This is a genomic window from Tepidimonas sp. (genome assembly GCF_036824975.1).
Lineage (GTDB): Bacteria > Pseudomonadota > Gammaproteobacteria > Burkholderiales > Burkholderiaceae_C > Tepidimonas.
In genome coordinates this window covers 8,010-20,264 of sequence record NZ_DAISZC010000036.1, presented here as the reverse complement: position 1 = coordinate 20,264, position 12,255 = coordinate 8,010, and the positions used below count along the sequence as shown (strand labels likewise).

Sequence of the window (12,255 nt, the reverse complement as noted above, 5' to 3'; positions counted from 1 at the left end):
GTTTCTGGCCGAGCGGTACGGCCCCCTGCTGCCGCTGGCCCGCGTGGGTTGACCGGCACCAACGGACGACGGGGCGTGGCCATGCTGCTCACGCCACCGGAGCACGTGCGTAGCCACGTCTGCCGCGCGGCGCAGCACCAGCACCCCGGCCGGTGGCCGCCGCAACGGTCGCTGGGCACCGCCTCCGCCCACCCACAACGGCACCGTCGGGGGCAACCGGACCCGCAAGGCCGTCACCGCATCCAGCACGTCGCGCCGGCTGGCGTGGACGCTGAAGCTCACGCCCACGATGTCGGCCTGCGTCCGGCGCGCGGCGTCGGCAATGTCGGCCACGGGCGTACACACCCCTAGCGTCAGCCGTTCGCACCCTTGCAGCACAAAGAAGCATTCGGCCATCAGCAGGCCGAGCTGATGCGGTTCACCGGGCGTCGTGGTCAGCACCACACGGGGCCGCCGCAGCGCCTGCGGCAGGGTCTGCTCGACCTCGGCCATCGCTTCGCGCAGCACCGCCTGAACCACCTCGGTGAAGAGGTGTTCCTGATACACGCTCAGCTCCCCCCGCAGCCAGGCGTCACCCACCGCCACACACAGCGGAGCCACCAGGCTTTCCACGGTGTCCGCCAGTCCCCGTACACGCACCGCCTCGCGCAGGCCCGCGCGCACCCGCGCGATTTCGTCGGCGCGCAGCCAGTCCATCCATGGGGCAAGCGCATCGGGTCCGCCATCCGCCGTGACCGCGGGGCGCGCCGCGCCGTCGGTGGTAGCGAGTGCCTCCAGCGCCGCCCCGGACAGCCGCACGACTCGCCCCGGACGGTGTCCGGCGTCGAGCAGTCGGCGAATCAACCGTAGGCGCGCAAGCTGTTTGGCGTCGTACAGCCGGTCACCCCGTTCGTCGCGCCGGGGCACCGGAAACCCGTAGCGGCGCTCCCACACCCGCAACGTGTCCTTGCCGATGCCGGTCTCGCGCTCGACGTCGGCGATCGTCCACAGAGGCGCGGGGCCCTGAGTGTGAGAGCGATCGGTCGGCGGCGTGGCAGCATTGTGGAAGTCGGCGCAGGGGTATGTCCGATAACGGGAACAAAAATACAATGGGTTTGTCTGAGATAAATTAGACAACTATAGCGTCCGTATCCCTGGCAAGCCGCATCACCCATCGCAGCGATGGCATCGAGGAGCTCACGCCATGCACGTCGCCATCATTGGCTCCGGCATCGCCGGACTGGCCGTCGCATATTATCTGCGCGGCCAAGCCCGGCTGACCCTGTTTGAAGCAAACGGCTACTTCGGGGGGCACACGCACACGGTGGACGTGACCCTGCCCGGCCTCGATGGACGCCCCATCACCGCCGGTGTGGACACCGGTTTTCTGGTGTTCAACGAGCGCACCTACCCGCACCTGATCGCGCTGTTGCGCGAGCTCAATGTACCCACGGCGCCGTCGGACATGTCGTTTTCGGTGCAGGTGCCGGCGCGCGATGGTCGCGCTCTGGAGTGGAGCGGTGCCACATTGGGCACGGTGTTCGCGCAGCGCCGCAACGCCATGCGCCCGGCGTTCTGGCGCATGCTGGCCGATCTGCTGCGCTTCAACCGCCTGTGCACGCGGCTGGCCGAGCGCGGCGCCGACGCCGAGCTCGACGAGCCGTTGGGGGCGTTTTTGCAGCGGCACCGCTTTGGCGCCGCGTTTCGGGACTGGTATTTCCTCCCAATGATTGGATGCATTTGGAGCTGCCCGACCGATCAGATGCTGCAGTTTCCCGTCGGCACCATGATCCGGTTCTGCCACAACCATGGCCTGTTGCAGGTCAACGGCCGCCCGCAGTGGTACACGGTGGCCGGCGGTGCGCGCCAGTATGTGCAGCGCATCGTAGCAGGGGTGGATGATGCGCGGCTGGCCACGCCAGTGCGCCGCATCGAGCGCGACATCGCCGGCGTGACCGTGTTCACCGACCGGGGCGCCGAGCGGTTCGACGAGGTGGTACTGGCCACGCACACGGATCAGGCGCTGGCCCTGCTGGCCCAGCCCACGGCGCAGGAGCGCGCAGTGCTGGGGGCGATCCGCTACCAGCGCAACCGTGCGGTGCTGCACACCGACACATCGGTGCTACCGCGGCGTCGCGCGGCCTGGGCCGCGTGGAACTACGAACGCGCAGCCCTGCAAGAGCAAGAGAGCGCGCGTGTGTGTTTGCACTACTGGCTCAATGTGCTGCAGCCGTTGCCGTTTGCGCAGCCGCTCATCGAATCGCTCAACCCGGTACGCTCCATCGACCCGGGGCGCGTGCTGGCCGAATTCGACTACGAACACCCAGTGTTCGACCGCTCCGCCGTCGCCGCCCAGCGCGCGCTGCCCGCCTTGCAGGGCCGGCAGCGCACGTGGTACTGTGGTGCATGGTGCGGCTACGGGTTTCATGAGGATGGACTCAAAGCCGGCAAGGCAGTCGCACAGGCCCTGCGGGCCCGCTCGGCGTTGCGGTTGGCGGCCTGACAACACCATGGCCTCGCCCACACCCGCCACCATGCCTGATGGCTGCAGCGACGCGGTCGTTCTGATTGGCGAGGGGCGCGTGCGCCACGAACGTCTGCGGCCGCGCTTGCATGCGTTCGAGCACCGCACCTGGTTCCTCTGGCTGCCCATGCATCGCCTGCCCGAGGCGGCCGCTGCCGCGGGGCTGCCGCTGAATCGCCGCGGCCTGGTGGCGTTTTACGACGCCGATCACGGCGACGGTCGTGACGCGGCGGTCGGCGGTGCGCTGGCGTGGCTGCGCGAGCTGCTGGTGCAGCAGGGTATCGACGACGCCGACGGCCCCGTGTGGCTGCACACCTATCCGCGTGTGCTGGGATATGCCTTTAAGCCGGTGAGTTTTTGGTATGCGTTTCGGGCAGATGGGACGCTGCGCGCCATCGTGGCCGAGGTCAACAACACGTTTGGCCAGCGCCACTGCTATGTGCTGGATGAGCCGCGCTGGGGCCACACCATCACCGCGCATAAGGCGTTCCACGTGTCGCCGTTTTGCGCCGTGCAGGGACACTACCGGTTCCGCTTTCTGCGCGCACAGGGCGCCCAGCCGGTGGTTGCCGACGACACCCCAGCCGGCGCTGCGCGTGTGCATGATGGCCGCACCGTGGTGCGCATCGAACACCATGATGCGCACGGCCCGTTGCTGCTGACCAGCGTCAGCGGTGCCTTGCGCCCGGCTCAGGCGGGTGACTGGTCGCGCCTGCTGTGGCGCTACCGCTGGCACAGCGCCGCTGTCATTGGCCTGATTCACTGGCACGCGCTGCGGTTATGGCTCAAGGGTGTCCCTGTTCACACCGTGCCGGCGCCACCCGCGCAGCCGGTCACCGTCTCCCGTCCCCCGCGCTGTTCTTTCGGAGCCCGCCCATGACGTCGACGCTCGTGCCCTCCACCCCGCCGCTTGATTCCTCCTCCGACTGGGTACAGGCTCTGCGCCTGGCACCGCTGGCCGGGCGCACCGCGCTGCGGCTGCTGCAACGATTGCAGCGCGGACGGCTGGAGCTGGTCACGCCGACAGGGCAGGAACTGTGCTTCGGCCCCGGCCCAGAACCCGGGTTGCCCGCCGCCCGCTTGGTGCTGCGCCGCTGGGACGCGGCCAGCGCCGCGCTGCGCAGCGGCGACATTGGATTTGCCGAGGCGTACCTGCGCGGCGACTGGAGCTCCCCCGATCTGCCACTGCTGCTGCGCCTGATGCTGGTCAACCGTCAGGCGCTAGCGACAGTCATTCACGGCTCCTGGGCCGGTCGGCTGATGTACCGCTGGCGCCACCTGCTGCACCGCAACACGCGCAGCGGCAGCCGCCGCAACATCCACGCCCACTACGACCTGGGCAACGCCTTTTACCGCCTGTGGCTCGATGAGACGATGACCTACTCCAGCGCCTGCTTTGAGGGCGACGCCGGGCGCGATCTCGCCGGCGCGCAGCGCGCCAAGATGGCGCGTGCGCTGCGCATGACTGGGGTACAGCAGGGAACGCGCGTGCTGGAGATCGGCTGCGGCTGGGGTGCACTGGCCGAGATGGCCGCAGGCGAGTTGGGCGCGCAGGTCACCGGCATCACGCTGTCGAGCGAGCAACTCAGCCACGGTATGGCACGCTTGGCTGCTGCCGGGTTGAGCCATCGCGCCCAACTGCGCCTGCAGGACTACCGGGACGTCAACGACGGGCCCTACGATGCGATCGTCTCCATCGAGATGATCGAGGCCGTGGGACGCGCCTATTGGCCTACCTATTTCGGGACCGTGCAGCGGCTGCTGCGTCCCGGTGGGCGGGCCTGCATCCAGGCGATCGTGATCCGTGATGAATTGTTCGACGACTACCTGCGCTCCACCGACTTCATCCAGCAATACATCTTCCCAGGCGGCTGCCTACTCAGCCCCCGGGCCATCCGCGAACAGGCTGCCCGCGCGGGACTGCATATCGTGGACAGCTATGCCTTCGGACCAGACTATGCGGAAACGTGCCGCCGCTGGCGCCAAGCCTTTTTAGCGCAACGTGACGCGGTTCGGGCTTTGGGTTTTGACGAACGCTTCGTACGACTGTGGTCGTTTTATCTGGCCTATTGCGAGGCGGGCTTCGACGCCGGAGATATCGATGTGGTGCAAGTCACGCTGCGCAAATCCTGAGCGGCAGGGTAGCGGTCGCACAGACGCCCCTGCCCGGCGCGACAGCACGCGGCGGGGCCGACCCGCGCTGGCGCTAACCGTGCTCCTTTGGGTGGCCGCAGGTACCGACGCCATCGCCCGCGAGCCTGTGCCGCCCGCTCAGGTCGCCCAGCCCCGCGCCGATGTGCCGACGGCCGTCGCCGCGCTGTTACCCCGAGCACAGCTGATCGGCCAGGGTCTGCTGCGTTATTGGGGCTGGTCAGTGTATTACGCACGGCTGTATGCGGTGCCGCCCTGGAACCCGGCCGCACTAGGCCATCAACCGGTAGTGCTGGAGCTGGAGTACCTGCGGGATTTCCGCGGCGCCGATATCGTCCGCCGCTCGCTGCAGGAGATGCGCCGTGCTGAGCCAGTGGACGAGCCGACACAAGCACAGTGGACGGCGCGGCTGGACGGACTGTTTCCGGATGTGCGCGCCGGTGACCGCATCGCCGGAGTGTGGCTGCCCGGACAGGGGGCACGCTTTCAGCTGACCCGCGCCGACGGCAGCACGCGACCACTGGGTGGCTTTGACGATGCGGCGCTCGCCGAGCGCTTCTTCGGTATCTGGCTGGCACCCACTACGTCTGCTCCGGGGCTGCGGGCGGCCCTGTTGGGCATCCCATCGGGCGGCGCGCCGTGAGCGGCAGTGCGCGCGCCCTGGAGGTGCCGCGGCAGGCGTGGTGCTACGGCTTGCCGGGTCTGCCACTGGCGTTGGTGGCACTGCCGCTGTATGTGCATCTACCCCACCACTACGCGGGGCTGGGAGCCTCGCTGGCTTCGCTAGGGGCCATCTTGCTGCTGGCCCGCGTGTTCGACGCGGCCACCGACCCTCTGCTGGGCCGCTGGATCGATCGGCTGTTTTCGCGTGGCTCGCCAACCGTGCTGTGGCACGCGCGGTGGCTGGGCCTGGCGCTGATGGTCAGCGTGGCCGCACTGTGGTTTCCACCGCGCGGCGTCGCGTTCGGACCCTGGGCTTTGCTTTGCCTGGTGCCGGTGACGCTCGCCTACAGCGCGCTGGTCATCGCCCACCAAAGTTGGGGGGCCCGCCTGGGAGGAGATGGCGCTCAGCAATCACGTATTGTGGCTTGGCGCGAGGGCTGGGCGCTGGCCGGTGTACTGCTGGCCGCGGTGCTGCCCGGGGTGCTGGGCTGGCCGGTCACGCTGGCGGCCTGGGCCACCGCGATGGCGCTGGCAGGCTGGGCTTGGGCGCGGGGGCCGCATCCAAACCCCGCGGCCACGCCCACGGTTGCCACAACCACGCTCTGGCGTCCGTGGCGTCAGGCATCTTTCCGCCGCCTGCTAGCCATCTTCGTGGCCAGCGGGCTGGCCAGTGCCATGCCCGCCACGCTGGTGCTGTTTTTCATCGACGACCGGCTGCAAACCCCGCACTGGCAGGCCGCATATCTGGGCAGTTACTTCCTGGCTGCCGCCGCCGGTCTGCCGGCTTGGCTGGCGCTGGCGCGGCGCATCGGGCTGGCGCAGGCGTGGCTGACAGGCATGGTGTTGGCGGTGGTGGTCTTCGTCTGGGCAGCCACCCTGCAAGCGGGACAGACTCACGCGTTTGTTCTCATCTGCCTTCTGTCTGGACTAGCGCTGGGGGCCGATTTGGCACTGCCGGCAGCGCTGCTGGCGGGTGTGATCGCCGACGCTGGCGACCGTAGCCAACACGAAGGAGCGTACTTCGGTTGGTGGAATGTGGCCGCCAAGGCCAATCTGGCGCTGGCCGCTGGCGTTGCACTACCCGCATTACAGGCTTTGGGATACAGCCCTGGCACGCGTAATCCCGAGGGCTTACTGGCTCTGACCCTGGCCTACGCGGTGCTGCCCTGTGTGCTCAAGCTCGTGGCGGCGACGCTGCTGTGGCGCTGGATAGTTAGCCACCCCGGGATGCTCACGTCGGCCAGCATCGCACGGGGCTCCGGCGCCGCAGACGCCCACGGCACCTGCCCGCCACCGGTGTACGGCGGTGGCAGCGCGCCTGCCGTCGCCGATGACCATCCCCCCGTTCCACGGAGGTCTTTATGAACCCCTGGCTGCCTTTGGTAACCCCACCTGCCCTGCCGAACCCGATGGACCCAACCCCCATTCGGTACAACACCCGTGGACAGCACGGCTCACCTTCGCTCGGTCGGCGCAGGGTGCTGCTGGGACCTGCCGCTGGGGCGTTGCTGGCGCTGGGCGGCTGTGCCGGGGTGCGCGTCGAGGACTTCGCGGGCGAGCGCCCGACGCTGGACCTGCGGCAATATTTCAACGGGCCGTTGGTGGCACATGGGGTATTTCAGGACCGCAGCGGCCGCGTGGTGCGCCGCTTCGTGGTGCAGATGACGGGCACCTGGAATGGCGACGAAGGGGTACTGGACGAGCACTTTGTATACAGCGACGGGCGCACCGAGCGGCGCGTGTGGCGCCTGCGCTACGAGGGCGAAGGCCGCTACAGTGGCAGCGCCGACGACGTGGTGGGCCGCGCCAGCGGCCGCGCCGTAGGCAACGCGCTGCACTGGACCTACACGCTGCGGCTTCCTTACGAGGGGCGCACCATCGACGTCGATTTCGACGACTGGATGTTTCTGGTGGACGAGCGTGTGATGCTCAACCGCGCCGAAATGCGTAAGTTCGGCATCCGGCTCGGCGAGGTGACCCTGTCGTTTACGCGCCTGCAGCCATGAGTCTGAACCCACCTCTGCGCCAGTGGACGTCGCGCCGTGTCTGGATCATCGGCGGCTCCAGCGGGATTGGCCGCGCAGTGGCCGATGCGCTGCATGCGCGCGGGGCCACCGTTATCGTCTCGGCACGCAACGCCGAAGCGCTGCACGCCTGGGCCAGAGCCGCACCGCGCCGGGTGGCGCTGCCGCTGGACGTCACCGACGGCGACGCTGTCGGGCTGGCGGGTACGCAAGCGTTTGCCGATGGCCCCCTGGATTTGGTACTGTACTGCGCTGGCCACTACCGCCCGATGCGCGCCACGGCCATCGACCCGGCCGAGTGGCTGCGCCATCAGCGCATCAACGTCGATGGTGCCATTCATGTCATCAGTGCAGCGGTGCCTCGTCTGCTGGCACAAGGGCACGGGCACCTGAGCCTGGTGGGCAGTGTGGCGGGCTACCGCGGGCTGCCGCAGGCGCTGGCCTACGGTCCCACGAAAGCCGCGCTGGCCAATTTGGCCGACATCTTATATCTGGATCTTCGCCCGCGGGGGTTGGGGGTCAGCCTCATCAGCCCGGGCTTCGTGGCGACGCCGCTGACGGCGCAGAACACCTTTCGCATGCCGGCGCTGCTCACTCCCGAGCAGGCCGCCGGGGCCATGTTGCGCGGCTGGGCGCGCGGCGACTTCGAGATCGATTTTCCGCGCCGCTTCACGCGCGTGCTGCGCGCGCTGCGCTGGCTGCCCGATCGGTGGTATTTCGCACTCATTCACCGTGCCACCGGCCTGTGAACCGCCTGCCTGCCATGTCTTCACCCGCCCCCGTGTTACCCCCCTGCCCCGACAGTCCGGTGCAACGCGTGGCGCAGTTCTACGCCACGCTCACCCCAGCGACGCTGGCCCAGCTCGACACCCTGTACACGCCTGACGCCTACTTCAAAGACCCGTTCAACGAGGTGCGGGGCACCGAAGCCATCGCGCGGATCTTCCGCCACATGTACGCGCAGGTGCTCGACCCGCGCTTTGCAGTGCACGACTGCGTGCAAGGCGATGCCCAAGCATTTCTCACCTGGACCTTTCACTTCCGCTGGCACGGCGCGCAGCGTGCCCACTGCATCCGTGGCTGCACCCATCTGCGCTTCGCGCCCGATGGGCGCGTGACCTGGCACCGCGACTACTGGGACGCCGCAGAGGAGCTGTACGCGCACCTGCCGCTGCTGGGCGCACTGATGCGCTGGCTGCGCCGCCGTGTGCAGGCCGAACCGACAGCGGGCCCGTAGCGACGGGGCACCCTGGTGTGTGTATCCCATGAACGAAAGCTCAACCGCACAGAAGCCGCTGCACATCGTGTGGTTCAAGCGCGACCTGCGGCTGCACGATCACACGCCGCTGACCCACGCCCTGCGCAGCGGCCCCACGCTGGCGCTGTACATCGTCGAGCCCAGCCTGTGGCGCCAGCCCGACAGCGCCGCGCAGCATTGGGGCTTTGTGTGCGAGAGCCTGCAGGCGCTAGACGCGGCGCTGCAAGCCAGCGGCATGCCCGGTGCACGGTTGCATGTGGCAGTGGGGGAAGCAGTGGCGGTGCTCGACGCGTTGCACCAGCGCACTGGGGTGGCGGCGCTGTACGCCCACCAGGAAAGCGGCAACGCCCACACCTTCGCGCGCGACCGCGCGGTGCGTCGCTGGGCCCGCGAGCACGGCGTGGCGGTGCACGAATACCCGTCATGCGGCGTGGTGCGCGGGCTGCGCGACCGCAACGACTGGCTGCCACAGCGCCGACGCTTCATGGCCGCCGCACCGCTGCCCTGGCCGCCCCACGGGGCGCTGGCGGGGTGGGCCGCCACGCCGTTTGTTCCGGTTCATGAGCAGGGAACTGGCGCGGATCTGCCGGACTGGGAGGTCGCTTGGTGGCTGGACGGCGACGGCCACTGGCAGCGCGGCCCCTGGCCCGACGCCGCCACGCTCGGACTGGACCCTTGGGAACCACCGCGGCGCCAGCGGGGCGGCCGACCGCTGGCCGAGTCCACGCTGCACGACTTTCTGCACCACCGCGCGGCGCGTTATCGGGGCGGCATCTCTTCGCCACTGTCGGCACCCGAGGCCTGCTCGCGCCTGTCGCCGTATCTGGCCTGGGGGGTTCTGAGCGTGCGTGAGGTGGAGCACGCCACCCATCGGCAACTGACCGCACTGGCCACCGACCCCAGCGCCGAGGCACGCCGTCTGCGCGCTGGGCTGCGGGCCTTTGCCGGTCGCCTGGTCTGGCACGATCATTTCATCCAGAAGCTGGAAAGCGAGCCCGAGCTGGAGTGGCGCAATCTGCACCGGGGCTACGATGGCCTGCGCGAACACGCCTGGAACGCGGAGCACTTTGCCGCGCTGCAGGCAGGGCGCACCGGCTGGCCACTGGTGGATGCCTGCGTGGCCATGCTGCGCGACGGCGGCTGGCTGAACTTTCGCATGCGTGCCATGTTGGTATCAGTGGCCGCTTACCCGTTGTGGCTGCACTGGCGCGAGGTAGGGCTGTGGCTGGCGCGCCTGTTTCTGGACTACGAGCCGGGCATTCACTGGCCGCAAATGCAGATGCAGTCCGGCACCACCGGCATCAACGCCATGCGCGTGTACAACCCCATCAAGCAGGCGCTCGACCACGATCCCCATGGGCGCTTTGTGCGCCGCTGGTTGCCGGTGTTGCAGCGCGTGCCCGATGCCTGGCTGTTCGAGCCTTGGCGGCTGCCGCCGGCGCTGCAGCAGCGCTGCGGCGTGCGCGTGGGGACGGATTGGCCACTGCCGCCGGTGGCCCTGGAAGAGGCGCTGCGCGCGGCCAAGGAACGGGTGCATGCCCTGCGGCGCCAGCGCCCCGTGCAGGCGCACGCCGCCGAGTTGGTGCGCCGCCACGGCTCGCGCCGCGGCATGCCTGCCGGGCGCGATGCGCTGGGCCGTGAACCCATGCCTCGCCCGCGGCGCAGCCTGCCACCGCCACAACAGCTGTCCTTGTGGTGAGTCTTTGAATCCAAGCCCATGGCCCGGATGCGCCGCAAAGCCGATCTGCCCATCAAAGTCTGCGCCGTCTGCGGATTGCCGTTTACGTGGCGACGCAAGTGGGCACGCGACTGGGAGCACGTGCGCTACTGCTCCGATCGCTGCCGCCGCCAGCGCAGCAACGCCGCTGCGGCTACCCAGCCCCACAGTACCCCGCCGCCATGAGCACCGCCGCACCCCTGCCTGGGTTGCGCAGTGCGCAGCGGCAGCACGGCCAGCCGCTGCCGCCGGCAAATGTCTTGCCAGCACCATGAACACCACCCCTGCATTGGCCAGCACCGATGAGCCACCCAGCGGCACGACCGCCCCCACGCTGCGCCTGATTCTGGGCGACCAGCTTGATCCGCTGCACCCCTGGCTAACCCAGGTGCGGCCTGACGTGGTGTACGTGCTGATGGAGCTGCGGCAGGAGACCGACTACGTGGTGCATCACGCGCAGAAGGTGCTGGCGATTTTTGCGGCGATGCGTGCGTTTGCGCGCGAGCTCAAGGCCGGTGGGCACCGGGTACGTTATGTGGCCATCGACGACCCCAGCAACCGCCAGCGCCTCATCGCCAACCTGCAGGCGCTGGTGCAACACTACCGCGCCGCTGCGGTGGAGTACCAGCTGCCGGACGAGTGGCGGCTGGACGCGGAACTGCGCGCCTGGGCAGCGAGCGCGCCGGTGCCCGTGCGTGCCTGCGACAGCGCCCATTTTTACACCCCACGCGATGGCGTGGCGCGCGTGCTGGCTGGCCACCGGCGCTGGGTGATGGAGCATTTCTACCGCCACCAGCGGCGCCGCCACGGGGTGCTGATGGATGGCACGGCACCGGTGGGTGGGCAGTGGAACTACGATGCCGACAACCGCCAACCCTGGCACGGCGAGCCCCCCGCCCCGCCCGACCCCCGCCCGCGCCACGATCATCGTGCGCTGTGGCAAACCATCGTGGCCGCGGGTGTGCGCACCATCGGGGATTCCCAGGCCGATGACTTTCGCTGGCCAATCGACCGGCGTGAAGCCCTGGCGCAACTCGACGCCTTCATCACCCACGCGTTGCCGCACTTTGGCCGTTTTCAGGATGCCCTGTCGGCGCAGCACGAACGCCTGTTTCACTCGCAGCTGTCGTTTGCGCTCAACGTCAAGATGCTGTACCCGCACGAGGTGGTGGCGCGCGCCGAGACCGCCTGGCGCGCTGGGCACGCCCCGCTGGCGGCGGTGGAGGGCTTCATCCGCCAGATTCTGGGCTGGCGGGAATATGTGCGCGGCGTGTATTGGGCGCACATGCCCGGCTACACCGAACACAACGCATTGGGACACTCCACGCCCTTGCCGCGCTGGTACTGGACGGGGCAGACCCACATGGCCTGCCTGCGCGCCGCCATTGGCCAGACGCTGCGCACGGCGTATGCACACCACATCCAGCGTCTGATGGTCACTGGCAACTTCGCGCTGCTGGCGGGCTGCGATCCGGCCGAGGTGCATCGCTGGTACCTGGGTGTCTATATCGACGCGTTCGAATGGGTGGAAGCCCCCAACACGCTGGGCATGAGCCAGTGGGCCGACGGTGGCCTGATGGCCACCAAGCCCTACGTCAGCAGCGCTGCCTACCTGCAGCGCATGGGCGACTACTGCGCCGACTGCACCTACGACCCCAAGCAGCGCACCGGCGCGCGCGCCTGCCCGTTCAACGCGCTGTACTGGGACTTTGTGGCGCGCCACCGCGAGCGGCTGGCCGCGCATCCGCGCATGGCGCTGATGGTGCGCCAGCTCGATCGCCTGGATGCCGCGCAACAGCGCGCGCTGCTGGACCACGCCGCGGCGCTGCGCACGCGGCTGGATACGCTGTGACTGCCGCGCTGCGCCGGGCCACGTACAGCGACTCAGGCTGCTGCGGCGGGCAGCTGCCGGGTGGCGGCGGCAATCGCCTGCAGCAAC

At 69.0% G+C, this 12,255-nt stretch carries 12 protein-coding genes; 11 read left to right on the top strand and 1 reads right to left on the bottom strand.

Annotation, left to right across the window (positions count from 1 at the left end; genetic code table 11):
* Window positions 1-1,089: MerR family transcriptional regulator (locus tag V7Z54_RS05880; protein WP_334135066.1), on the bottom strand; the 1,089-nt coding region annotated here is incomplete at its 3' end.
* A gap of 94 nt (window positions 1,090-1,183) precedes the next feature.
* Here V7Z54_RS05880 and V7Z54_RS05875 point away from each other — a divergent pair.
* The 11 genes from V7Z54_RS05875 (at window position 1,184) to V7Z54_RS05825 (ending at window position 12,168) form a co-directional block, all read left to right on the top strand.
* The gene (locus V7Z54_RS05875) at window positions 1,184-2,482 is read left to right on the top strand and encodes an NAD(P)/FAD-dependent oxidoreductase (RefSeq protein WP_334135065.1); all 1,299 of its coding nucleotides are present in this window, start codon (window positions 1,184-1,186) and stop codon (window positions 2,480-2,482) included.
* A 7-nt stretch (window positions 2,483-2,489) separates the two neighbouring features.
* The gene (locus tag V7Z54_RS05870) at window positions 2,490-3,383 is read left to right on the top strand and encodes a DUF1365 domain-containing protein (protein ID WP_334135063.1); all 894 of its coding nucleotides are present in this window, start codon (window positions 2,490-2,492) and stop codon (window positions 3,381-3,383) included.
* On the top strand, window positions 3,380-4,636 hold the full coding sequence (locus V7Z54_RS05865; RefSeq protein WP_334135062.1) for a cyclopropane-fatty-acyl-phospholipid synthase family protein: 1,257 nt from the start codon (window positions 3,380-3,382) through the stop codon (window positions 4,634-4,636). Before V7Z54_RS05870 ends, V7Z54_RS05865 begins: the two co-directional genes overlap by 4 nt.
* A 91-nt stretch (window positions 4,637-4,727) precedes the next feature.
* On the top strand, window positions 4,728-5,297 hold the full coding sequence (locus tag V7Z54_RS05860) for a chalcone isomerase family protein (RefSeq protein WP_334135060.1): 570 nt from the start codon (window positions 4,728-4,730) through the stop codon (window positions 5,295-5,297).
* Window positions 5,294-6,682: an MFS transporter gene (locus V7Z54_RS05855; RefSeq protein ID WP_334135059.1), complete on the top strand. Its 1,389-nt coding sequence runs from the start codon at window positions 5,294-5,296 to the stop codon at window positions 6,680-6,682. Before V7Z54_RS05860 ends, V7Z54_RS05855 begins: the two co-directional genes overlap by 4 nt.
* 113 nt (window positions 6,683-6,795) lie before the next feature.
* Window positions 6,796-7,323, top strand: coding sequence for a DUF3833 domain-containing protein (locus V7Z54_RS05850; protein WP_334135058.1), 528 nt, complete (start codon window positions 6,796-6,798; stop codon window positions 7,321-7,323).
* Window positions 7,320-8,090, top strand: a complete 771-nt coding sequence (locus V7Z54_RS05845; RefSeq protein ID WP_334135056.1) for an SDR family NAD(P)-dependent oxidoreductase — start codon at window positions 7,320-7,322, stop codon at window positions 8,088-8,090. The genes V7Z54_RS05850 and V7Z54_RS05845 overlap by 4 nt, the downstream gene beginning before the upstream one ends.
* Before the next feature lie 14 nt (window positions 8,091-8,104).
* Window positions 8,105-8,578 carry a nuclear transport factor 2 family protein gene (locus V7Z54_RS05840; RefSeq protein WP_334135055.1) on the top strand — a complete coding sequence of 158 codons (474 nt, stop codon included), beginning with the start codon at window positions 8,105-8,107 and terminating at the stop codon, window positions 8,576-8,578.
* A 28-nt stretch (window positions 8,579-8,606) separates the two neighbouring features.
* A complete protein-coding gene (locus V7Z54_RS05835) occupies window positions 8,607-10,298 on the top strand; it encodes an FAD-binding domain-containing protein (protein WP_334135054.1) in 1,692 nt (563 codons plus the stop codon).
* A gap of 18 nt (window positions 10,299-10,316) precedes the next feature.
* Complete coding sequence (locus tag V7Z54_RS05830; protein WP_443082438.1) at window positions 10,317-10,502, top strand: DUF2256 domain-containing protein; 186 nt, start codon at window positions 10,317-10,319, stop codon at window positions 10,500-10,502.
* Window positions 10,503-10,587: 85 nt separating this feature from the next.
* The gene (locus tag V7Z54_RS05825) at window positions 10,588-12,168 is read left to right on the top strand and encodes a cryptochrome/photolyase family protein (RefSeq protein ID WP_334135053.1); all 1,581 of its coding nucleotides are present in this window, start codon (window positions 10,588-10,590) and stop codon (window positions 12,166-12,168) included.
* Window positions 12,169-12,255 lie beyond the last annotated feature (87 nt).